The following is a 22,865-nucleotide window of genomic DNA, read 5'->3' on the forward strand; positions in this document are numbered from 1 at the left end:
CGGCGGCCACGGCAGCTGTTGCGCTCCTCGTGCAGTGCGGCGCATCTCCTCCGCCGACACCGCCCACGCCCACCCCACCGCCGAGCACGACCAGTCCGTCACCGAGCGCCGCCCCGCCACCGACCACCCCGTCACCAGCGCCCGCTCGAGTCCTGCCCGTCACCGCCGCCGAACTCGGTGAAAGTTGGCGCCCAGGTTGCCCGCTCGACCCGGCACAGTTGCGGCGCGTCGAGATCGACCACCTTGGGATGGACGGCGAGGTTCACCGCGGCGAGCTGATCGTGCACGAAGACCTGGTGCCAGAGGTCATCGACATCTTCGATCAGCTCCGCCAAGTGCGTTATCCCATCGAAAAGATGCGCACGCCCGACCACTACCCGCGCGCAGATGACGAGTTGTCGATGCGGGACAACAACACCTCGGCGTTCAACTGCCGCGACATCCCTGGCACCGGCAACTGGTCCCTACACGCCTACGGCCGGGCCATCGACATCAATCCGCTTCTCAACCCGTACATCGACAGCATCGGCGCATTCCAGCCCGCCAACGCCGCGCCCTACCTCGACCGCAACCGCGTCGATCCCGGCGTGCTGCACGACGGCGACCCCGCGGTACGGATCTTCATCGATCGCGGCTGGCACTGGGGCGGCGACTGGCAAACGCCGAAGGACTATCAACACTTCGAGCGTCGCAACCAATGAGCTAGTTAGCTAAGCTAGTTCACGAGCCCGGTGGTCGAGATGCTCTTAGGAATCACAAAGATAGGGAAGCACCTATTCCTCGTTGCGAAATCTGCTCGTCGATAGTCACGGCCGGAACTGGAGGATGCGGTCGTCACCGTCGCGCGCACTTCCTCGACCGTCGCGGTTACTCGTGGTGAACCACAGGGTGCCGTCCGGCGCCGCGACAACAGTTCGCAGACGCCCGTACTGTCCGATGAACAGCGGCACCGAGTCGCCCAGTGCACCGTCGGCGCCGACCGGAATCTGGTAGAGGCGCTGGCCGCGAAGGCACGCGACCCACAACGAGCCGCCGAAAAAGGCGAGCCCTGAGGGCGACGCTTCACCGGTCCCCCACTGGACCGCCGGGTCGATCAGACCTGCGGTATCCGCGGAACCTTCAGCCATCGGCCACCCGTAGTTGCCTTCCGGCTGGATCAAATTGAGCTCGTCCACCCGATTCGCGCCGTACTCCGTGGCCCACAGTCGGCCACTCGAATCCCACGCCAATCCCTGGATGTTGCGATGGCCGAATGACCAGACCGGCGATGCCGGATCTGGGTTGTCGGACGGGACCGAACCGTCGGGATTGATGCGAAGGATCTTGCCGCCTAGCGACGACCGGTCCTGCGCCAGATCAGGATTGCCGCTCTCTCCCGTCGTCACATAGAGCTTGCCGTCCGGACCGAACGCGATGCGCCCGCCGTCGTGGACGGAACCCGCAGGGATGCCGGTGAGAATCGGCGACGGCTCGCTTAGCGCGCTTCCGCTGAAGCGCATTCGGACCACTCGGTTGTCCTGGGCGGTCGTGATGTAGGCGAAGACTGTTTGGCCCGCAGTGGCGAGACCGAGCAGACCGCCTTCCCCGCGCGCCGCGACGCCGGCCACCACACCGACCTGATTTACCGCGCCCGCCGACAGGTGCTTGACGGCGCCGCTGTTGCGTTCGGCGATCAGGGCGCTGCCGTCGGGCAGAAACGCGATCCCCCACGGCACATCGAGGTTCGTGGCGATGTCGGTGGGCGGGGCGACATTGGGCTGACCGCGAGATTCGACGTCACATGCGCATGCGATGACCAACATCGCAGCCGCGGCAAGCGCAAGCACGCCTTGGGTTAGAACTGCTCGTGGGGCAGGCACACACCATGAATACCCGCTATTTGGGGCTCTACTGACTGATCCGTGGGTGGTTGATGCGTCCTGGTAGCGCGGGGCGGTGGCCGCCGAGGGCGAGCATGGCCAGGGCGATGAGTGCGTCTGGGGAGCGAAATCCGAACGCGATGCGGGTCAGGAGTCGGATCTTGGTGTTGGTGGATTCGATCAGTCCTTGGGAGAGGCCGTGATCGAGCGTGGCGTCGATGGCCACCCGGTGGCGCACGATGCGGCCGGCGAGCTCGACGAACACCGGGATGCGGCAACGCCGCGCCCAGGAGGTCCACTTGTCCAGGGCCTGTTTGCCTTCCTCGCCTTTGACCGAGAACACATGCCGTAAGCCCTCTTTGAGCAGATAGGCGCGATAGAGGCGGGTGTCGGTCTTGGCGATCCAGGCCAGTTTGGCGTTCTGGCGTTCGGTGAGGTCTTCGGGGTTCTTCCACAACGCGTAGCGGGCCCCCTTGAGCTTGCGGGCGTGCTCACGGCCGGCCGCGGCGCGGTGTCCTTACCGGGCCGACCCCGGCCCCACGTGGGCTCGGTGCGCGCCAGCGCTCGCGCGTCGTTCCAGGCCCGGCGCCGCTCGACGTCGAGTGCCTCGGTGGCCCAGGCCACCACATGGAACGGATCCGCACAACGGATCGCGGCCGGGCAGCGTTGGGCGACGACGTCGGCGATCCAGTCGGCGGCATCAGCGGAGACGTGGGTGATCTGTGCGCACCGCTGGGCGCCCAAGGCGTCGAAGAACCGCCGCAGCGTCTTGGTGTCGCGCCCGGGTGCGGCCCACACCAGCCGGCCGCTGTCGTGATCAACGACCACCGTCAAGTACTTGTGGTGGCGTTTGTAGGAGATCTCGTCGATGCCGATGCGGCGCAGGCCCGCGAACCGGTCGAAGGTCTTCTCGGTGTCGGCCCAGACCCGGGCCACGATCGCGCCGACGGTGCGCCAGGCGACCCGCATCAACTCGCACACCGCGGTTTTCGAGCACGCCACCGCCAACCAGGCCACCGTGTCATCGAAGGCCAAAGTGTGTCCGGCGTGATGACGCGCCCACGGCACCGCCGCCACCGTCGGCCCGTGGGTGGGGCAGTTCACCCGCGGCGCCTCGGCCTCCAGCACCACCTGCACAGTGCCCCAATCCAGGCCCCGCCACCGGCGTCGACCCTCACCCCGGTCATACCAAGACGCCCTGCGGCCACAGCGGCCACAACGCCGTGAGACCCCGCTTCGTGGCCGCACCCGCGCCACCACCAGTGCGGCGCCCTCGGCGTCCTGGCCTTCGAATTCCTCGAACTCGACCGCCTCGATCACCGTGCGCTTGTCGACACCCAGCAGCCCACGCCATAACCTCACATTGCGCACGTCGTTGCCCGCTCCCTTGGTTCCTGACCCTTGACAAGCCAGAAACCTTAAGCGACAACGACGTGCGCCCCAGACATCTCAGAAATCAACCCACGGAAGTGTCAGGAGAGCCCTATTTGGCCCCTTTAGGTCCAGTTGCATTCACGAACTCGGGCTCGCCGTTGACCAGACGCGCATCGGACTACCGGGGTGATCGACTTACGCGCCCAGGCTCGCGGTTAGCCCAGCACAGGGAAGCGCCGCTGGCTCGCCAGCCGGTCGAGCGCGCTCTGCATCACCCCGCGCACGTGTGGACCCTCTTTGCGAGGACCTAGGTCCCTTGAGGCTGGATCGGTCCCGGGCTAACTTCTCGGGATTGCCTCACCCGAGAGCAGCAGCCCAGGATGTTTCGCACTTCGTCAACTGTCGGGCGGGCCCTTCAACTCGCTTGACACGCATGCAAAGTGCGCGTGTACTGGGCTCCTACTAGCAGATTTGAGACTCCCGATGCTCGCTCCGATCGAATCCCGTATTCGCGCCATCATTCAATCCGGCGCCGCGGCGTCACTCGGATTCGTCCAACGTCTGACCGGCACGCAGCCCGATGCGAGCCACGCAGCCGACGCCCGGCGCAGCGCCACACACCATCACGATCAAGAGGCATCCGTCGACCGCGGCCGTGACACCAAACTCGAACACCAGGAGCGTGCCGACACGTCGGCGCCCGCGGCCGAAGACGAGTGACGAATCGCCAATCCCTTTCGTTAGGGGTGCTGGCTCACTCGCGCAAACCGGACGAGCGCCGACTACCCATCCACCCAGACCATTTCGGCCGGATTGACCCTCAGACGCGGAGTCAGATCTTCCTCGAGCGCGGCTACGGCCCAGCCTTCGGCGCCACCGACAACGCGCTGGCCGGCTTGGTCGGCGGAATCCGGACCCGCAAGCAGCTGATCGCCGACTGCGACACAATTCTGCTGCCCAAGGTCGAGGCCGACGACCTGACTGAATTTCGTGTCGGACAAACCGTTTGGGGCTGGCCGCACTGTGTCCAGAACGTCGAACTGACTCAGATCGCCATCGATCGGCGGCTGACGTTGATCGCTTTCGAGGCGATGAACCACTGGCAGGCCGACGGCGGCTTCGGGCTGCACGTCTTCCACAAGAACAACGAGCTCGCCGGGTATTGCTCGGTCTTGCACGCCATGCAGTTGATCGGTGTCACCGGTAGCTACGGTCGCCGTCTGCGTGCCGCCGTCATCGGATTCGGGGCGACTGCGCGCGGTGCGGTCACCGCATTGAACGCCCACGGCGTCGACGATGTGCGCGTGCTGACCAATCGCGATGTCGCAGCCGTCGCGGCACCGATCCACTCCACCCAGATCATTCAGATGGGACGTGACGAGGGGACGCCGCCCGACCGCGTATGGGCGGACACGCCCGATGCCGGCGTCGTACCCGTCGCCCGTGTCCTCGCCGACAACGACATCATCGTCAACTGCGTACTACAGAATCCCGAAAAACCGTTGATCTTCGCTACCGAGAACGACCTGCCGGCGTTCGCGCCCGGCAGCTTGATCGTCGACGTCTCCTGCGATGTGGCCATGGGTTTCAGCTGGGCTCAGCCGACTTCGTTCGCCAAGCCGCTCCGCAAGTTGGCCAATGACGTGCACTACTATGCAGTCGACCACAGCCCGTCCTACCTGTGGGACTCAGCGACGTGGGAGGTCAGCGAGGCCTTGCTGCCGCACCTCGACACGCTCCTCGCCGGGCCCGCAGCCTGGCAGGAAAGTCCAACCATCCACCGCGCCATCGAGATTCGCGAGGGCGTCGTCACCAATCCCGCCATCCTGTCGTTTCAGCACCGCGAAGATGCGTATCCGCACTTGTTCGTCCCTCAGCGGCGTACGTCATGACTGTCTCTCTATCCGCCTGCACCCGGATGCCGAATCGTGGCGCCTCGGAGCCGACGGTTGTGCATCGGTTCGTGTGCGGCCTTCTGGTGTTCAAGCTGTCGGACCAACTCACGCTTGGCCTCACTGAGGGCGTGCGTGATACTCGCGTTCTCTGCGGTGGCCACCAGCGGAGGAAGCCCAGGCAGTCGCGTGCGCACCGTGACACGCTGTTCGGTGCCACCGCGGTCCTGCAGGGAGACGTCGATATCCACATCGTGTGGGTCCCACCGGCCCAGGTGCGGCGCAAGCGCCGACAGCGAATCCAGCACTACCGAACGCTCTTTCGCCGCGAAACCCGCGCCTACACGAATCACGTCCTCGCGAAACTCGACCTGCCGCTCATCCTGCGATTTCCTCATGTCGTCTGCTCCACGCCGACGCTCAGCGCATCTGTTCCGGAATCGAATTCAAGGCGTGCAGCACGTGCACGGCCAACTCGCTTGCGGCCTCGTCCTTCAGCTTCGAGTGAGCCTTGATGGTCTCTGCCACCAACTCGACACGTTTCATGTAGGGCGTACGCGGTTCGACGGGAGCGGACATCGGAGTTCCTTTTCAATCGAACATGTTTCGCTCAATCCGAGCTGCTCGATACCTACGACCCTACACCCTTTTCGCAGATGTGTTCGAAGCGGCGAAACGGCCTCGGGCCAGTGAAGCTGGCGAATGTCTTCCCACTCTCACTGTACGACGGGAGGTGGGGCTTGCGGCAAGACCCCCGGCGTGCTGCACAATCGTCCGATCACGACCGCAACAGATGGAGAACCACCGTGCCGAGCACGCCAAAACCTTTCGAAGTTCACGAGTCTGGCGCTTTTCTGCACGGCACCAAGGCCGACCTCTCGGTGAGTGATCTGCTGGTGCCCAGGCGTCCGTCGAACTTCGAGGAAGGGCGTATCTCGAACCACGTCTACGTGACCCAGACACTGGATGCCGCAGTCTGGGGAGCAGAGTTGGCAGCAGGCGAGGGACGGGGCCGCATCTACATCGTCGAACCACAAGGCCCCGTGGAGGACGACCCGAACGTCACGGACAAGAAGCTGCCCGGCAACCCGACGCGCTCCTACCGCACCCGCGAGCCCGTGCGGATCGTCGGCGAGATCACGAATTGGGTGGGACATTCACCCGAACAGCTTCAAGCCATGCGGGACACCCTGGCCGACCTTCAACGCCGCGGGCTGGCCGTAATCTACGACTAGCGTCGTGAGTCATCAGTTCGGAGCAGAATTTGGGGTGCTTGTACGCACGCACATGGCCGGGGGTGCTGGTCTGCGAAATGGTCCTAGCGCCGAGATTGCATCCAGGGTTGTGCTGATCTGAGAAAACGACCACAGCCGTGTGTGCAATCTCGAGCATAGGAAGCCGAAAACAGACCACACCGGAACGCGCGAACCTCGAATTCTCACTGACGACGAAGTAACGACTCAGGACGCTAGAACCAACCGTGCAACTCGGGGTGATTACTTCTTGAAGGCGTCCTTGATCTTCTCGCCGGCGCCTTTGAGGCTGGACTTCGCCTGATCCCCTCGACCCTCGTCGCGGGTGCGCGCGTCGCCGGTGGCATTGCCGGCTGCTTCCTTGGCCTTGCCGCCGAGGTCTTGCATCTGGTTCTTTGCTTTGTCCGTTCCGCTCATGGTCATGCTCCCTACATATGACGCCCGGTCCGACTGACTCGGCATACCTGCCCCGGGGGATACCTCGACGGGCCAATCCGGAAACCTCGCCGCGATCCCCTTTTCCAGGCAAATCAGCGCTAACGCCGCTGCCACGCCCCGCCGTGTGTGATGCTCCATCCCGGGGAACCCGCGAAATCACGGCGGAGGTGACGGGGTGAAGTTCCGGTTGAGTGGTCTTGCACTGACGTTGACGGCCGTCGTATCCGGATGCGGCCTGACCGGGCCGGCGCCGACCGAAGAACCCGCCCAGTCCGGCGAAATCTCCATCGACGGCACCTCACAGAACACCGAGTCCGTCGAGTGCACTCAGCACGCCTGGGACATGATGATCGACGCCGCCGCGGAGCCTGGGCACGCCGAGGTCTTCCTGCACCTCGGCGGCGCCGAACCGATCGTCCGGACCGTCAACATCGCAAACATCAACGACATCCACGGCGTCGCCGGCGGCGATACCGGTAAGGCCGAAGCCACCATCGACGGCAACGTCTACACCATCACCGGCACCGTCGTCGGCTCCGATCGAGCCAATCCGAGCAAGAGCCGCCCGATGCCCTTCGAGATCAAAGCGCCCTGCTGACGCTGGACCCCCGCGCCGCACTACGTTGAGGCCATGTCCCTCATCGACCTGGCGCTGCTGCCCGTTCGCCTCGGGATTCGCGCAGCGGACTCCGTGCTGAAGGCCGTCAACCCAGATGCGCCCGCGACACGAACAGACCTCAACGTCGTCAACGGGATGCCCGAAGGCGTACCGGCGGCCGCACTACGCCCCGAACCCAAACTTCCGGCGCCACAAGGATGGCCGTTCGGAGAGGACTTCCCGCGCACTTGCGGCACCGGCCGCTACGCCGGCGGCGCACTGTTCTGGACCGACTTCCTCTACGACGATCACGGCGCGACCGGCCTGCTGGTCGACATCCCGACCGGTGGGCTGGTTCCGCCGCGCGGCACCTACGTCTATCCCGACGGGCCCGCCGCCCGCAACGGCGCCGACATCTTCCGCGTCGCGATCGGCCTGACCGACACCCACACCTGGTGGCGCGTCGACTGGAACACCCTGCTCGACGCGTCAATCCCCGTCGCGCTCTTTACTTTCGACACCGACCGCACCGCCGCGCCCACCGACGAGTGGCCCGCCAACGCCGGCGTCACCTCCGCCGGCATCGACATGGCCCTGCTCATCTCCGGTAAAGAAGCGAGGCTGATCGACCTCGCCACGCAGGCGTCGACCCCCGTCGCCCACCTGGTCGACATGCAGTCGCGGTCCTTCCTCGCTCAAGTGCCTCGCGCTCTCGTCGAACCGACAGGCACCTGGACCGTGCGCCTGGCGGCGGGGTTGGCCAACGAGACCGGCGACGGGTTCGCCGACGTTCCCGTCACCCGCGGCGCACGGCCCGGTCAGCCGAACGTCTACAACGTCGCGTTCCGCACCCATCAGCAGGAGAAGGCGCACCTCAACTTCTGGTCCGATCAGGCGCAAGCCGCCGCGCTCACTGACGGCGACGTGACCGAGTTCTCGCTACCCGTCGCGTGGGATCAGCTCGCCGAGCGCCGCACCACCGACGAGCCGATCGTGCACGGTACGTCCACCCGCTGGTACGTCTCGTCGATCGAGCTGGGCCAGGGCGTCGCCGACACGAACATCCTCGACACCGACCCGCAGTTCCTCGGCCGGGTGCAGCCCTACTCGGTGTGCCTGCCGTCGACGTATGCGCCCGGCCGCACGCTGCCGCTGACCCTGCTTCTGCATTCACTTGCGTTGGGCCAGAACCAGTTCGCCGCAATCGACCCGCGCCTGCTGCACCAGGTCTGCGAGGACCGCGAATCCGTGGTGGTGACGCCGCTGGCGCGAGGATCGTCGGGCTGGTACTTCGACGAAGCCGAACTCGACGTGTGGGAGGTGTGGGCGCGGGTGGCCGAACAGCTCGGCACCGATCCGAACCGCACGGTGGTCTCCGGCTACTCGATGGGGGGCTACGGCGCATACAAGCTGGGGCTGACGTATCCGGAGGTGTTCGCCCAGGCCGTCGTGCTGGCCGGGCCGCCCGTCTGCGGAGTTCGCCTGCTGCCCAACGTCGACGTGCCCGGCGACCTCGACCTGAACTCGCACTGCGCCCGCGAGGGCGACACCTGGGAACTGCTGCCCAACGCGCGATGGCTACCGTTCGTCATCGCCCACGGCGTGCTCGACCAACTGGTGCCGATCACGTCGGTGCTGTCGCAGGTGCTCGAACTCGACCGGCTGGGCTACCGCTACCGCTTCACGGTTTATCCGTTCGAGGACCACGTCACCTGGATGCTCGAGGACGAGTTCGACGATCCGGTCTCGCACATGGGCACCGGGCTGCGTCAAAGCGACCCCGGCCACATCACCTACTCGTGGTATCCGGAGCTGGTGCGACCCGATCTCGGCCTTGGGCCACACCGGGTTTGGTGGTTGTCGAACCTGACGGCCGACCCGGGCCTGGCGGACACGCGCGGCGCGGTCGCGTCCGTCGACGCGCGGTCGTATGCGCGTCCGGACCCGACGCGCACGATCCGGCGTCGTCGCGGCGTCGAACCCGACCTCGACCTGTCCCCCGGCCTGTACACCGAACTACTCTGGCGCACAGGCCCCGCCGTCGAGCCGCTGCCGTTCCTGACGCTGAAGCTCACCGGCGTGGCGGGTCTCAGCGTGGACGTCGCCAGGGCCGGGCTCGCGTCGCTCGGCACGTCGACCATCGACGTCTCGACCGACACCCCCGCGCGGGTTGAACTCGCCGCGCTGCCGCCCGAGATGGCGGTGCTGCTGGACGGCGAGCCGACCGGTCCGCTGGTGGAAGTGCCCGCGGGGCGGCACACCATCGCGCTGACGACGACGGCGGCGGTGCCCTCCAAAGAGGTGATGGCGGCGCTGCTGCGGCGGTAGCATCCGGCGCGTGCCGGACGGTCCTCGCGTCGACGCCGAGCAGCGTCAGGTCTCCGGGCTGGCCGCTGTCATGACGGTGATCGCGATGGGGCTCGGGTATGCGATCTCGATCGGCGACCCGACCACGCTGTCGGCCAACCTGCAACTGGTGTCGACCGGCCTGGGAATCACCGGAAGCACCGCCACGTTCGTCGCCAGCCTTGCGACCCTGACCATGGCGGCCGCGGTGCTCAGCGCCGGCGCGCTCGGCGATCTCTACGGCATGCGGCGGATGTACCTGCTGGGGCTGGCCGGTGCCACCGTGTTCAGCGTGCTTGCCGCCGCTGCGCCCTCGCCGGCGGTGCTGATCGTCGCCCGTGCCGGTGCCGGCGTGATGCTGGCCTTCCTGATCGGGCTCTCGCTGGCGATCACGAACGCGGTGTTTCCCCCGGGTCGGCGGGCCGCGGCGATCGCCGCCTACTTCGGCGTGGGATACGCGGTCGCCACCCCGATGCCCGCGATCAGCGGCATGCTGGGCCACGCCATCGGTTGGCGCGCATGCTTTTTCGTGGTGCCGCTGATCGCGGTGCTGGGGCTGGTCATCACGTCGCGCTATGTACCGGAGACCGTGCGCGGTACCCATCGGCTCGATGTGCTCGGGATGGCGTTGTTCGCCGTCGCGCTGATGGGGTTGATCTTCGGTATGTCGCGGATCGAGACCGGCATCAATGCCGTGGGACTGTCGGCTGTTGCGGTCGGCCTGTTGGCCGGTTGCGCGTTCGTCGTGCAGGAGTTACATACGCGGGAGCCCGCTTTGGATATGCGGGTCTTTCGCTCCGGCCGGTTCAACGCCGCCGTCACCGCGGGGGTGATGTTCAACATCGTGCTCGGCGGTTCGATGGTTCTGATGTCGTTCTACCTCGTCACCATCCGCAAGGAATCACACGAGCTGTTCGGCCTGCTGCTGATCCCCGCCACCGCGATGGCCGCCGTGGCCGCCACCTCCGCCGGCCCGGCCGCGAACCGGTTCGGGCAACGCGCGGTCATGGTCAGCGGGCTCACGGTCATGCTCGGCGGCCTGCTGACGATGCGGTTCTTCGACCTGGACACCTCGCGGACGACGGTGTTCGCCGCCACCGCGCTCATCGTGGTCGGCGGTGCACTGGTCACCACCCCGCAGGCCATGATCATGATGGGCAGCGCGCCAGCCGATCTCGGCGGCGCGGTCTCCGCCGTCAAGAGCGCGGTCAACGAGAGCGGGTATTCGCTCGGCCCAGCGCTTTTCGCGCTCGTCGGGATCAACCTGTTCCTCACCGACAGCGTTCACGATCTGCACCAAGCAGGGATAACGCGCGCAGAGACCCGCGAGGCGGTGCTGACCGTCCACGGCGGCCACGGCGCGCAACTGGTCAACCCCGAGCAGGCGCGGCTGGTGGTGGATCAGGCGCCGCACAACGCGGTCGACGCGATTCACACGCTGAGCCTGATCATGGCCGTCGGGCCGATCGCGGCGATCATTTTGGCGTTCTTCTTGATCAAGCCCGTCACCGCCAGGTGAATTCGCGTCAGCGGCCGGCGATGGGCACCGTGATCGCGTTCTGGAAGGTGTGGATGAACGTATCCGGATTCTTGCTCCGGTCGAATGCGGCCACCGCGTCGTAGACCGCCTGCTGGAACTGCGGCGGCATGAGTTCACCGTGGGTGATCGACAGCAGCACCTCGTCGTGCCACAACGACTCCGACGCCTGACGTTGATAGGGCGGTAGCGGCGCAACATCGACGTCGTTGCGCACCGGCGCCGATCCCTTCACCTTGTTGAATTCCAGCGAAGTCTTCGGATCGGCCACCGTCGCAAGGAAATCGAGGCCGTTCACCCCGTTCTCCGCGTCGGCAGACACGACGAAGGTGTCGACGATCGCCAGGTAGGCGCCGTCAGTCCCGGGATACGGAACGTATCCGAAGTCCTTGCCCTCAGTGACGCCGTTGGCCACCAGTTCGCCGTAGACGGAGTCGTTCATCGACAGGAACGCGCAGTCGCCCGACGCCAGTTTCTTCGCCGCCTGATCCCAGGTGAGCCCGCCGGCATTCGGGTCGACCGTTGACAGGATCTGCCCCAACCTGGTCAGGGCTTGCCGGAGTTGAGGGCCCCGCCAGTCGAACGAGTCGTCGCCGATCTTCTTCCATCCATCCGGACCGACCACACCCAACAGCGTGTTCTCGAACAGTTCGGTTGCGGTGAACCTGTCCTTGCTGCCCAGACACAACGCCGTTCGACCGCTTGCCGCAACCTTGTCCAGGTCGCCGCGGAAGGCGTCCGGGCTGTAGCCCGGGCCCGGCGCCGCCACTCCCGCTTCCCGAAGCACACGTTGGTTGAACCACAACACGTTTCCGCGATGGGAACCGGCCGGAACTCCCCACTGCTTGCCCTTGTAGCTCGCCGCGTCGAGCAACTTCGGCGGCAGCACCGCGGCCAGATTCGTCCGCTCGTATACGGCCGACGCGTCCGCGATGCGGCTTGCGTCGACCCATGCGCGAAGGGAGCTGCCCACAAACGTCTGCCACACGTCGGGAGGGTCCCCGGCCCGCAGCCGGGCGGCGAGCGCCACCTGAACGTTGCTTCCGCCGCCACCCGCGACGGAGGCGTCGATCACCTCCACGTCCGGGTGCTCTGCTCTGAACGCGTTCAGCAGAACCTCGAAAGCCGGGCGCTCCGACGGCGATACCCACCACGACACCACCTCGAGGCGGTCGGTGGGGTCGGAGAAGTTTCCCTGCTGTCCGCCTCCGCATGCGACGAGCAGCAACGCCAACACGATGAGCCAGTGCCGCTTCATGCCCGTTCTCCAACCACGTGAGGATCTGTTCGGCCGCCGTGGGGCCGGGCCCGCAGGTCGTAGACGGCGTAGCAGGTGACCACCGCGAAACAGACGGCCGGTACGACAAAGGACAGCGCCGGACTGGTCGCGTCCAACAGCTTGCCTTGAACCAGTGGCATGATCGCTCCACCGACGATGGCCATCACTAACCCGGCGGCGCCAAATTTCGTTGCGGGACCGAGCCCTTTGAGCGCGACACCGTAGATCGTCGGAAACATCAGCGACAGACAGAACGACAGCGCGACGACGGCGGCGACTCCGGCCACGTTCGGGGAGAACATGGCGAAGATGCACAGCACCACTGCGAGTGCGCCGAGGAACGTGAGTACCTTTGTCGCACGGATCCGTCCGATCACCCACGTCATGATGAACCGCGAAACCAGGAACACGATCAGGCTCAGTTGCAGCAGGTAGCCGCCCAGCTGAAGGGACCCGTTCAGCGCCTGCTGGGAGTACTGGATCAGGAACGTCCACGTGCAGACCTGTGCTGCCACGTTGAAGAACTGCGCGACGACCCCGAAGACGTAGCGCCTGTTGGACAACAGGATCCGGACCGCAGACTGACCCTGGAGGTCGGCATCGGGGAACTCCTCGACGATCGGCGGCGACTTCTGGATGGCGAACACCAGGGCGATGGCAATCAGCACGAACCCGAGGCCCAGATACGGACCCATCACCGCCCCGAGTTGACCGGCGCGGATCGCATGTTCCTCGGCCGCGGACAGATTCGCCATGTTCACAGGCTCGTCCAGCTTGGGCAAGATCAGCGTCGCGGCCAGAAGCACCCCGATGTTGGTGCCCACCGGGTTGAACGCCTGCGCGAAGTTCAGTCGCCGCGTCGCGGTTTCCTCCGGCCCCATCGACAGCACATAGGGGTTGGCGGACGTCTCGAGTATCGAGCAGCCGGCGGCAATCGCGAACAGCGCGACCAGGAATGCCTCGTAGGTCATGATCTTGCTGGCCGGATAGAACGCGATCGCGCCGGCCGCCGCGAGGAGCAGACCCGTGAGTAGTCCCGCTTTGTAGCCGAACCGGGCATTGATCAATGCGGCGGGAATCGCGAGCAGGAAGTACGCCCCGAAGTACGCCAACTGAACCAGCGACGCCTGGAAGGTGTTCATGTCGAAGATGCGCTTGAAGCCGGCCACCATCGGCGTCGTGAGGTCTGCGGCGACGCCCCAGGCGGTGAAGCAGCAGATCAGCACGCCGAACAGCACCCACATCTTCGGATAGACGAGGGCTGCTTTCGGCGTCGACCCGGTAGCTCCGGCGGGTTGATCGGCGTGCTCGGTGGTCGTCATGCTGGTGCCCTCGCTTTGCGAAGCGATAGGGCGCAACCCCTATCTGGGATTCACCTCACGCTATGCCGCTGCGCCCGGGAACGGGGGCACTTTGGTCATGCGGGCATCACGACGTCAGCGAGGGCAACTGCGCACGAGTTCGGCCAACTCCTCTTCGAAGCGATCGGCCAGAGTCCACAAGTCGTTCACCAGTTTTCGGCACGAGATCAGACCGATGTTCAGCTTGCCGCTCAACGACATCACCGTGATGTTCAGTCCCGAGCCGTGAAAGATCGGCCCGAGCGGATACAGCGATTTCATCTCGGCGCCCATCGCATAGAGCTTGGTGTCCGGGCCGGCCACGTTCGAGATGACCACATTGTGGATCGGCGTGCGCTTCAGCGGGGTGTGTGACATCACCTCCATTGCCATCCCGAACAACGGAGGTGGCAGCGCCTGCGTCACGTCGGCCAGCAGCGTCGGGGCGATGGCCGAACTGTGTTCCTTTGCATGCCAACTGGATTCGGCGATGGCACGCAGTCGGGCGGCGGGGTCGGCGATGTGCGACTGCAGGTTGCAGAACATGCCCGAGAGCTGGTTGCGGCCCGGCCGGTCGGACTTGTCGTGCACCGACGCGGGAACCACCGCCACCAGCGGCTTGTCGGGCAGCTCTTTGCGGTCGCCCAGGTATCCGCGCAGCGCGCCGGCGCACAACGCCATCACCACGTCGTTGACCTTGACGCCGAACGCGTCCTTCACGCGCTTGACATCCGCCAACTCCAGCTGTGCCAGCGCGATGGTGCGGTCGGCGGTGATCTCGGCGTTGAACACCGTCGCCGGAGCTTTGAACGGTGCGGCCATGGCCGTGCCGCTGCGCGCGCGGGCGATCGAGTTGACGATCGTCGACATCGTCGCGGGCACCGCTCTCGCCAGCTGCAACGGCCGCGTGACCGCCCGCATCAAACCGTCGGCGGTGATCTCGAACCGCCTCGCGCGCCCGGGGCCCGCTACGGAATCCGGTGGCGGGGCGTCGGGTTCGAGGTCGCACAGCTTGCTGATCAGGTTGGCCGCCGATACGCCGTCCACCGCGGCGTGATGCACCTTCATCATCAGCGCGATGTCGCCGTAGACATGCGGGTCGGTTTCGGCGATGCCCTCGATCACCCACATCTCCCACAGCGGCTTGCTGCGGTCCAGCGGAGCTGACGCGATGCGTCCGCAGACGTTGGTCAGTTCGGTGACCTCGCCCGGCGCGGGCAATGCGATGCGGTGCAGGTGGTAGGACAGGTCCACGTCGTCCTCCTCCACCCACACCGGATGGTCCAGGTTCAGCGGGCTGTTCGCGAGCTTTGCCCGGAACTCCGGCAGCGCCCGCAGCCGCGAGGCCAGGTGCTCGCGGACTCGGTCGAAGCGGTAGCCACCCGGGATCGTCGACGTGTCGAGGCACGCGATCGCACACACATTCAGTGGAACGCTGGGTGATTCGCTGTACAGCAGACTGGCATCGAACGCGCTGAGCCGTTCCATCCACCCGGCGTACCCGAGTTGACACGCGCGTAAAACCTCGAGCGCGGTCGGTACAGGTCAGCCCGGTTCGGCGGTGTCAGCCTTCGAGGTGTGGCGGGCGACCGTCGCGTCCATGGCCTCGCGCAGCGCCGGTATCTCGGCGAGCAGACGGTTCAGGTCGTCTCGGTCGATGTGCAGCACCTCGGCGCGCCCCGTCGTCGTCACGGTCGCATTGCGCAGTGCGCCGCGGCGCAGCACCGATTCGCCGATCACCTCGCCCGGACCGACCACGGCGATCCGGTCGTGGCCGACGTAGACGCCGACCTCCCCGCTGAGCAGGATGTAGCAGGCGTCCGACGGGGTCTGCTCGCGGATCAGCGGCCAGGGTCCCGACGTCGACGTGCGGTGTGACGCCTGGACCAGACGCGTGAGGTCGCTGTCGGAGAACTTCGCGAACGTGTCGAACTCCCGTAGTCGCCTGGCGTCGAGTTGGATTTCCTGCGCGCGGGCCTCTTCGCTGGCGCGGGCGTACCTGCGGTTGTCCATAGTGGTCCCCGATCCGAGACGTGTCTCTCGCCGAACGGTAGCCGACCAGCTGCGGTTTTGGTGCGCAAATGGTCGTTGAGCGATAGGTAGCGCGCCGAAATCCCCGGTTAGCGGTCCGCTGAGCCGTACTCCAGCGCCGGCTCCGCCGAGTCCACCGTCCCGTTGCTCGAGATCGTCAGCATGCCGGGTTGCACGTCGTACCGCGCGCCGTCGGCCGGATTGGTGGCGACGAACCCCGCACCCGACGGTTGCACGTTGTCGAGTCGCACGTTGGCGCCGTCGCGCAGCCGCTCACCCAGGTAGTAGTAGTCGCCCGGCGCCGTCTCACATACCACCGCCAGCGACTGTGCGGTTCTGATCGCCGCCGCCGGCGTGCTGCCCGCATCGCAGCGCGCGGTGTGCCCGATGAAGCCCTGCGAGTCCGTCCCCGAAACCCCCGCGATCGGCGCCCCGCTGGTGGTCGGTGTGGTGGACGGCGTCGGGGTTGTCGTTGTCGTCGTGGTCGTCGTCTCCTCCTCGGCCGACGGCGCGGTGGTTTCGGTCGTCGTCGACGGCGGCAGCGCCAGCGACGTCTGCGGCGCCGATCCGCTCCCGTGGTCGCCGAACGCCAGCACCAACGCCAGCACCACGGCCGCGGTGAACAGCACGATCGTCGTCACGACCAACCCGATCTGCGCGGGCCCGAAACGCGGCTTGCGGTTCGGCGCGGGTGGCGGCAACGGTGCGTACGCCGGCTGGTAGCCCGTGCGCACCGGATTCGGGTCGACGGCCGAGAACTGCCGCGTCGACGGCGGCGGCTGCGGCGGCGGGGGCGGTGCCGCGACCGGAGCATTCGCCGCCGCAGCGGCGGCCTTGGCCAGCTCACCTGCCGTCGCGAATCGGTCCGCAGGTTTCTTCGCCATGCCGCGGGCGATGACCTCGTCGAACTCCCGGCTGATGCCTCTGCGCATGATGCTCGGGCGCGGCGCGGGCGAGAACAGGTGGGCGCCCATGATCTCGCGTAGGTCGCCGGAGTCGAACGGCGCCCGACCGGTCAGGCACTCATAAAGCAGGCAGGTCAGCGAGTAGATGTCGGAGGCGGGCCCGCCGCGCTCTCCGCTGATGCGTTCCGGCGCCATGTATGCGCACGAGCCGATCACCAGCCCGGTCTTGGTGACCGCCGCTTCCCCGCCGCCGTGGGCGATGCCGAAGTCGACGAGATACGCGAAGTCGTCGGCGGTGAGCAGCACGTTCTCCGGCTTGATGTCGCGATGCACGAGACCGTTGGCGTGCGCGGCGTCCAGCGCCGCCGCCACCTGCGTGATGATCGACACGACGCGCGTCGCGGGCAACGCGCCGTCGGTGCGCAGCAGTTCCTTGAGGCTCGCGCCCTCGACCAGGCGCATGTCGATGTAGAGCGTTCCGTCGATGTCTCCGAAGTCGTGCACGGGGATGACGTGCGGTTCCTGCAGTCGCGCAGCGACGCGCGACTCGCGTCGGAAACGTTCCTGAAAGTTGGGGTCGACGGCCATATCCGGACGTAGCAGCTTGATCGCCACCGTCCGCTCCTTTGCGGTGTCATAGGCGCGGTAGACCTCGCCCATGCCGCCGACGCCGATCAGGGACTTCAGCTCATACGGCCCGAATCGCGTACCCAGTCGGGAGCCGCCCTTCGGGGAGCTCAACATGCAATCCTTCCTCTTATCGACATCAGCGCAGCAGTCAATGGTGTTCCCGCAACGCGCTGTTACATAACCCGCTCCCCGCAGCAGGTATACGTCGACTCCGATGTCACAGCCGCACAGGCGATTTCCTCGACCAGGTTACCGCTTGTTTCGTTTCGCGCTGAACGACACCGTCACAGCGTCGGCGACCTTCATCGAGCCCATCAGCATCGAATACGGCTTGAGGCCGAAGTCCGAGTGCCGCACGTCGGCCTCACATGAGATACGCCACACCTCGTCGAGTTCGCTCACCGCGACGTCAACGACCTGGTTTCGAGTCTGCCCGTGAATCTGCAGCGTCCCGGTGAGACGGTATCGGTCGCCGGTCTTGTCGATGTCGCTCGATTCGAACGTGATTCGCGGAAACCGCTTCGCATTCAGCACTTTCAGGGCATTCGTCCGCGCGAGCGCCTTCTCGGGGCCGGTCAACGGCGTCACGCCGCCCTCGCCGCTGAGCACCTCGAGCGAATCCACGTCGACCGTCAGCGTCACCTGGGTCGGTTCGCCGTCCGCCCAGGCGACCGTCGCGTGCCAGATGTTCATCACAATCGTGAGGCGGTGGCCCATCTTCGCGGCGCGGCCCCCGACGCCGGTGCGGATCTCCAGCCGACCGTCGGACTGATCCAGCTTCCAGGTCTGCGGCATGCCGTCCATTGTGGCGGTCGCCCGTTTCACCACCCCGGACGCGGGTATCTGCACACGATGGAGTCAGCCCACTTCACCGATATCACCGTGTCCGTCGACGGCGCCCGGCACTCGCTGACCGTCGACAACCGCACGACTTTGCTGGACCTCCTCCGCGAACATCTTGGCGTCACCGCGCCCAAGAAGGGCTGCGACCACGGCCAGTGCGGATCGTGCACGGTTCTGCTCGACGGCAGACGCGCCACCACCTGCCTGGCGTTCGCCGTTGCCCACGACGGCGCCGAGATCGTCACCGCAGCCGGGCTCGGCGACGCCGGCGCGCTGCATCCCGTCGCCCAGGCCTTCCTCGACCACGACGGTTTCCAGTGCGGTTACTGCACGCCCGGCCAGATCTGCTCGGCCGTCGGCATGCTCGACGAGGTCAAGTCCGGCGCACCGAGCCACGTCACCGAGGACCTCGAGCAAACGCCCGAACTGTCCAACGACGAGATCCGCGAACGGATGAGCGGCAACCTGTGCCGCTGCGCCGCCTACCCAAACATCGTCGCCGCCATCCATGAGGCCGCCCGATGATTCCCTTCGACTACCACCGCGCCACCAGCGTCTCCGACGCGGTCACCGCCGTCGCCGAGCGCCCTGACGCGGTGTTCCTCGCCGGCGGCACCAACCTCGTCGATCACATGAAGCTCGGCATCGTCGAGCCGTCGCTGATCGTCGATGTGAGCCACCTGTCGCTCACCGACGTCGACCAGCTGCCCGACGGGTCGCTGCGCGTCGGCGCCGACGTCCGCAACAGCGACCTCGCGGCCCACCCCGTGGTCCGCAGCCGCTACCCCGTCCTCGCCCGCGCGCTGCTCTCGGCGGCCTCCGGTCAGCTGCGCAACCTCGCCACCACCGCGGGAAACCTGTTGCAGCGCACCCGGTGCGTCTACTTCCAGGACGTCACCACACCGTGCAACAAGCGCACCCCCGGCGAGGGCTGCTCGGCGATCGGCGGTTACGTCCGCTACCACGCCATCCTCGGCGCCTCGGAACACTGTGTCGCCGTGCATCCGTCGGACATGGCGGTCGCGATGGCAGCGCTCGACACGGTCGTAGTCTACGTAGATGCCGACGGTGAACATCGCCTGCCGCTCACCGACTTTCACCGGCTACCCGGCGACCGCCCCGACCGCGACACCGTGCTACCGCAAGGCGCGCTCATCACCGCGGTCGAGATCCCTGTGCCGCCGAAGGGTGCCCGCTCGACGTACCGCAAGGTGCGCGACCGCGCGTCGTACGCGTTCGCGTTGACGTCGGTGGCCGCCGAACTCGTCGTCGATGACGGCACCGTCGCCAGCGCCCGCGTCGCACTTGGTGGCGTCGCCCACAAACCATGGCGCGCATCCCGCGCCGAGCAGGAGCTCACTGGTGCACCGGCCACCGAGGACTCCTTCCGCCGGGCCGCGGACGCCGAACTCGAGAGCGCACAACCGTTGCCCGGCAACGAGTTCAAGGTCGAACTCACCCGCCGCGCCATCGTCGCCACCCTGGCCGAGCTGACGGAGCAGCGATGACCACCCTGCAACCCCGCGCCATCGGCACCGCCGTCACCCGTCTCGACGGGCCCGCCAAGGTCACCGGCACCGCGGACTACGCCTACGAGTACGCCGTCGACAACGCCACGTATCTGCACCCGGTCCAGGCCACCATCGCCAAAGGCCGGATCACGACGATGGACACCTCCGCCGCCGAGGCGGTCGATGGAGTCCTGGCCGTGCTCACCGCGTTCGACAAGCCCCGGCTGGCCGACACCTCGAACGGCGACCTCACGGTGCTGCAAGGCCCGCAAGTCAACTACCGCGGCCAGCTGATCGGCGGCGTGATCGCGGAGAGCGCCGAAACCGCCAGGCACGCAGCGGCACTCGTGCACGTCGAGTACGACGAGGCGCCGCACGACGTCGCGCTGAGCGCCGACCACCCGAAGCTGTACGCGCCCGACGAGGTCAACGCGGGTTATCCGACCGACACGTCCGAGGGCGACGTGGAAGCCGCGCTGCGGGACGCGCCGATCGTCGTCGATCAGACCTACAGCACGCCACACGAGCACAACAATCCGATGGAACCGCACGCCTGTATCGCGCTGTGGGACATCGACACCCTGACGCTGTGGGACTCGACCCAAGGTGTGCACGCAGTCCGTAAGGAGGTGGCGACCACGTTCGGCCTGCAACCCGAGCAGGTGCGGGTGATCGCGAAAAACGTCGGCGGAGGCTTCGGCTCCAAAGGTTCACCGCACTCGCACAACATCCTCGCCGTGATGGCCGCGCAACGGGTTCCCGGCCGGCCGGTGAAGCTGGCGGTGACGAGGCAGCAGATGTTCGACTTCGTCGGGTACCGCACGCCGACAATCCAGCACCTTCGCCTGGCCGCCGAACGCGACGGGACGTTGACGGCGATCAGCCACGAAGTCGTCACCCAGACCGCGACCGTCAAGGAGTTCGCCGAGCAGGCCGCGGTCCCGTCGCGCATGATGTATGCCGGCCCGAACCGCAAGACGTCACACCGGGTCGCGGCGCTCGACGTGCCCGTCCCGTTCTGGATGCGCGCCCCGGGCGAGTGTCCCGGCATGTACGCACTCGAGGTCGCGATGGACGAACTCGCCGTCGCCTGCGGCGTCGACCCGGTCGAGTTGCGCATCCGCAACGAACCCGACGTCGACCCCGAGACCGGCAACCCGTGGTCGGACCGCCGCCTTGTCGAATGCCTGCAGACGGGTGCGGAACGGTTCGGCTGGACATCGCGAGACCCCGAGCCCGGAACCCGCTGCGAGGGTGAATGGTTGGTCGGCACCGGTGTCGCGTCGTCGGTGTATCCGGCGATGAACATGCCGGGCAACGGCGCTCGCATCGAATGCGTCGCACCGGGCCGCTACGCCGTCGGCATCGGGGCGGTCGACATCGGCACCGGCACCTGGACGGCGCTTTCGCAGATCGCGGCGGACGCGCTGGGCTGTGAGCTGGACGCGATCGACCTGCAGATCGGCGACACGGACCTGCCCGCCGCTTCGGTGGAGGGCGGCTCGTCGGGCATCAGCTCGTGGGGCCGCGCGATCGTCGCTGCGGCACAACAGTTCCGGCGCGACCACGGTGACGACCCGGCCGTCGGCGTCGCGACCACCGCCGAGGCGCCGGAGAACGAGGAGGCGCAGAACTTCGGAATGTATTCGTTCGGCGCGCATTTCGTCGAGGCGAGGGTCAGCCGACATACCGGCGAGATCCGGGTGTCGCGGATGCTCGGGGTGTTCTCGGTCGGGCGGGTGATCAACCCGGTGACGTTGCGCTCGCAGCTTATCGGCGGCATGACGATGGGCCTGTCGATGGCGCTGCACGAGGAGAGCGTGCGCGACCCGCGGTTCGGCCATGTCGTCACCAGAGACCTGGCGACCTACCACATCAGCTCGCACGCCGACGTTCCCGCCGTCGAGGCGATGTGGCTCGACGACGTCGACAAGCACTCTAACCCGATGGGATCGCGCGGTGCGGGTGAGATCGGCATCGTGGGGTCGGCCGCTGCGGTGGTCAACGCGGTGTACCACGCGACCGGTATTCGGGTGCGCGATCTGCCGGTGATGTGCGACGCGGTGCTCGTTGCGGGCGCCTAGGTCGGCGGGTACGGCAGGCCGAACTCGTCGGCGAGCAGGCTCTGCACGATGATCATCGCCGCCTTCGAGCCGGCGGCGATCGCGCCTGCGACATAGGGTTGTTCGCTACAGACGTCGCCCGCGGCGAACACGCCGCCGGTGACTGTGCGGTGGATCTCGTCGATGTTGATGGTGTCGGCGGCCAGCGGGCCGGGTGTGCATTCCGCGCCCAATTGTTGGGCCAGCGGCGAGCGTTGGCGCAGCGGCGCCTCGACCAGCAGGCCGTCGCGGACCAGACGGTCGCCGTCGGCGAATGCGATTGCGGTCAATTGGCCGTTGTCGCTGTGCAATTCGACGACACGGCGGTCATCGATCGTGACGTTCGCCGATTGCAGGACGTTGACGTCGGCGGGTGACAGGTCGGTGCTGCCGTCGGTCAGTAGCACGACGTCGTCGCTCCAGCCGCGCAGCATCAGCGCCGAGTGCATGGCCTCCTCGCCGGCGGCCATGGTGGCGAGCCGCTTGTCGCGCATCTCCCAGCCGTGGCAGAACGGGCACTGGAACACCGAGGTGCCCCACAGTTCCGCGAGCCCGGGCAGCTCCGGCGGGCAGTACTGCATGCCGGTGGCGAGCAGGACGCGCTTGGTGAGAATCGGGTCGCCGTCGTCCGGTTCGAGGACGAACCCGCTGTCGACGGGACGGCCGCTGCGTACCGTGCCGTGCCGGTACTCGACGCTGGGGTACGACGCCAGCTCTCGGCGCCCGGCGGCGTAGAGCTCGGCCGGTGGCCGCTGGTCATAGCCGAGAAGACCGCCGATGACGCTCGACACGCGGTTGCTCTGCTCGTCGGCGTCGATCACGACCGTGCGCCGCCGCGCCCGGCCCAGGACGAGGGCGGCGCTCAGCCCGGCGGCTCCGGCCCCGACGACGGCGCATTCCCATTGCATGGCGACAAGTTTCCCCGGG

Annotated in this window: 22 protein-coding genes and 1 pseudogene; 10 read left to right on the plus strand and 13 right to left on the minus strand. The window is 66.8% G+C overall.

Features of this window, described 5'->3' with window-relative positions; genetic code table 11:
• Nucleotides 1-131: 131 nt before the first annotated feature.
• Nucleotides 132-287: a hypothetical protein gene (locus G6N18_RS24905; protein WP_407663516.1), complete on the minus strand. Its 156-nt coding sequence runs from the start codon at nt 285-287 to the stop codon at nt 132-134.
• A 9-nt stretch (nt 288-296) separates the two neighbouring features.
• Between G6N18_RS24905 and G6N18_RS24910 the strand changes: the two genes are divergently transcribed.
• Nucleotides 297-701 (plus strand): M15 family metallopeptidase, encoded by a 405-nt coding sequence (locus tag G6N18_RS24910; protein ID WP_407663517.1) that lies wholly within the window; start codon nt 297-299, stop codon nt 699-701.
• 105 nt (nt 702-806) lie between these two features.
• On the opposite strand, the gene G6N18_RS12445 is transcribed toward G6N18_RS24910, so the two are convergent.
• Entirely contained in the window at nt 807-1,802 is a 996-nt protein-coding gene (locus tag G6N18_RS12445) for a PQQ-dependent sugar dehydrogenase (protein WP_179962430.1), read from the minus strand.
• Nucleotides 1,803-1,887: 85 nt separating this feature from the next.
• Nucleotides 1,888-3,230: pseudogene (locus tag G6N18_RS12450) on the minus strand (ISL3 family transposase).
• A 486-nt stretch (nt 3,231-3,716) separates the two neighbouring features.
• Here G6N18_RS12450 and G6N18_RS12455 point away from each other — a divergent pair.
• Nucleotides 3,717-3,953 carry a hypothetical protein gene (locus tag G6N18_RS12455; RefSeq protein ID WP_083003202.1) on the plus strand — a complete coding sequence of 79 codons (237 nt, stop codon included), beginning with the start codon at nt 3,717-3,719 and terminating at the stop codon, nt 3,951-3,953.
• The gene (locus G6N18_RS12460; RefSeq protein ID WP_083003199.1) at nt 3,950-5,125 is read left to right on the plus strand and encodes a N(5)-(carboxyethyl)ornithine synthase; all 1,176 of its coding nucleotides are present in this window, start codon (nt 3,950-3,952) and stop codon (nt 5,123-5,125) included. The genes G6N18_RS12455 and G6N18_RS12460 overlap by 4 nt, the downstream gene beginning before the upstream one ends.
• Before the next feature lie 8 nt (nt 5,126-5,133).
• On the opposite strand, the gene G6N18_RS24590 is transcribed toward G6N18_RS12460, so the two are convergent.
• Together G6N18_RS24590 and G6N18_RS24245 are read right to left on the minus strand one after the other, a co-directional pair.
• Entirely contained in the window at nt 5,134-5,523 is a 390-nt protein-coding gene (locus tag G6N18_RS24590) for a hypothetical protein (protein WP_234806187.1), read from the minus strand.
• Nucleotides 5,524-5,545: 22 nt separating this feature from the next.
• Nucleotides 5,546-5,704 carry a DUF6307 family protein gene (locus tag G6N18_RS24245; RefSeq protein ID WP_165757345.1) on the minus strand — a complete coding sequence of 53 codons (159 nt, stop codon included), beginning with the start codon at nt 5,702-5,704 and terminating at the stop codon, nt 5,546-5,548.
• 227 nt (nt 5,705-5,931) lie between these two features.
• Here G6N18_RS24245 and arr point away from each other — a divergent pair, with 227 nt between their 5' ends.
• Nucleotides 5,932-6,360 carry an NAD(+)--rifampin ADP-ribosyltransferase gene (gene arr / locus G6N18_RS12470; protein WP_083003196.1) on the plus strand — a complete coding sequence of 143 codons (429 nt, stop codon included), beginning with the start codon at nt 5,932-5,934 and terminating at the stop codon, nt 6,358-6,360.
• Nucleotides 6,361-6,621: 261 nt separating this feature from the next.
• Here the strand turns inward: arr and G6N18_RS12475 are convergent, their stop codons facing one another.
• Nucleotides 6,622-6,795, minus strand: a complete 174-nt coding sequence (locus tag G6N18_RS12475) for a CsbD family protein (RefSeq protein ID WP_083003259.1) — start codon at nt 6,793-6,795, stop codon at nt 6,622-6,624.
• 196 nt (nt 6,796-6,991) lie between these two features.
• Here G6N18_RS12475 and G6N18_RS12480 point away from each other — a divergent pair, with 196 nt between their 5' ends.
• The 3 genes from G6N18_RS12480 to G6N18_RS12490 are packed head-to-tail and all read left to right on the plus strand — an operon-like array spanning nt 6,992 to nt 11,279.
• Complete coding sequence (locus G6N18_RS12480; protein ID WP_083003193.1) at nt 6,992-7,414, plus strand: lipoprotein LpqH; 423 nt, start codon at nt 6,992-6,994, stop codon at nt 7,412-7,414.
• A gap of 33 nt (nt 7,415-7,447) precedes the next feature.
• A complete protein-coding gene (locus G6N18_RS12485) occupies nt 7,448-9,742 on the plus strand; it encodes an alpha/beta hydrolase-fold protein (protein ID WP_083003190.1) in 2,295 nt (764 codons plus the stop codon).
• Between the two features lie 10 nt (nt 9,743-9,752).
• Nucleotides 9,753-11,279, plus strand: coding sequence for an MFS transporter (locus G6N18_RS12490; RefSeq protein ID WP_234806186.1), 1,527 nt, complete (start codon nt 9,753-9,755; stop codon nt 11,277-11,279).
• Between the two features lie 7 nt (nt 11,280-11,286).
• Here the strand turns inward: G6N18_RS12490 and G6N18_RS12495 are convergent, their stop codons facing one another.
• The 6 genes from G6N18_RS12495 to G6N18_RS12520 all read right to left on the minus strand — a co-directional run bounded on the left by G6N18_RS12495 (nt 11,287) and on the right by G6N18_RS12520 (nt 18,277).
• On the minus strand, nt 11,287-12,555 hold the full coding sequence (locus tag G6N18_RS12495; RefSeq protein ID WP_083003187.1) for an ABC transporter substrate-binding protein: 1,269 nt from the start codon (nt 12,553-12,555) through the stop codon (nt 11,287-11,289).
• Complete coding sequence (gene fucP, locus G6N18_RS12500; protein ID WP_083003184.1) at nt 12,552-13,898, minus strand: L-fucose:H+ symporter permease; 1,347 nt, start codon at nt 13,896-13,898, stop codon at nt 12,552-12,554. The genes G6N18_RS12495 and fucP overlap by 4 nt, the downstream gene beginning before the upstream one ends.
• A gap of 114 nt (nt 13,899-14,012) precedes the next feature.
• On the minus strand, nt 14,013-15,404 hold the full coding sequence (locus G6N18_RS12505) for a WS/DGAT/MGAT family O-acyltransferase (protein ID WP_083003180.1): 1,392 nt from the start codon (nt 15,402-15,404) through the stop codon (nt 14,013-14,015).
• Between the two features lie 57 nt (nt 15,405-15,461).
• Entirely contained in the window at nt 15,462-15,929 is a 468-nt protein-coding gene (locus G6N18_RS12510; protein WP_067214508.1) for a cyclic nucleotide-binding domain-containing protein, read from the minus strand.
• 107 nt (nt 15,930-16,036) lie between these two features.
• The gene (locus tag G6N18_RS12515; protein WP_083003252.1) at nt 16,037-17,593 is read right to left on the minus strand and encodes a serine/threonine-protein kinase; all 1,557 of its coding nucleotides are present in this window, start codon (nt 17,591-17,593) and stop codon (nt 16,037-16,039) included.
• A 138-nt stretch (nt 17,594-17,731) separates the two neighbouring features.
• Nucleotides 17,732-18,277 (minus strand): YceI family protein, encoded by a 546-nt coding sequence (locus tag G6N18_RS12520; protein WP_083003249.1) that lies wholly within the window; start codon nt 18,275-18,277, stop codon nt 17,732-17,734.
• 57 nt (nt 18,278-18,334) lie between these two features.
• Here G6N18_RS12520 and G6N18_RS12525 point away from each other — a divergent pair, with 57 nt between their 5' ends.
• From G6N18_RS12525 to G6N18_RS12535, 3 genes are read left to right on the plus strand one after another with little or no spacing between them, the layout of a single operon-like run.
• On the plus strand, nt 18,335-18,850 hold the full coding sequence (locus G6N18_RS12525) for a 2Fe-2S iron-sulfur cluster-binding protein (RefSeq protein ID WP_083003177.1): 516 nt from the start codon (nt 18,335-18,337) through the stop codon (nt 18,848-18,850).
• Nucleotides 18,847-19,833, plus strand: a complete 987-nt coding sequence (locus G6N18_RS12530) for an FAD binding domain-containing protein (RefSeq protein WP_083003174.1) — start codon at nt 18,847-18,849, stop codon at nt 19,831-19,833. The genes G6N18_RS12525 and G6N18_RS12530 overlap by 4 nt, the downstream gene beginning before the upstream one ends.
• Nucleotides 19,830-21,920 carry a xanthine dehydrogenase family protein molybdopterin-binding subunit gene (locus G6N18_RS12535; protein WP_083003170.1) on the plus strand — a complete coding sequence of 697 codons (2,091 nt, stop codon included), beginning with the start codon at nt 19,830-19,832 and terminating at the stop codon, nt 21,918-21,920. Before G6N18_RS12530 ends, G6N18_RS12535 begins: the two co-directional genes overlap by 4 nt.
• On the opposite strand, the gene G6N18_RS12540 is transcribed toward G6N18_RS12535, so the two are convergent.
• Nucleotides 21,917-22,846, minus strand: coding sequence for an NAD(P)/FAD-dependent oxidoreductase (locus tag G6N18_RS12540; RefSeq protein ID WP_083003167.1), 930 nt, complete (start codon nt 22,844-22,846; stop codon nt 21,917-21,919). The two genes, G6N18_RS12535 and G6N18_RS12540, sit on opposite strands and share 4 nt — an antisense overlap.
• Nucleotides 22,847-22,865: the final 19 nt, after the last annotated feature.

Source organism: Mycolicibacterium celeriflavum, from assembly GCF_010731795.1.
GTDB lineage: Bacteria > Actinomycetota > Actinomycetes > Mycobacteriales > Mycobacteriaceae > Mycobacterium > Mycobacterium celeriflavum.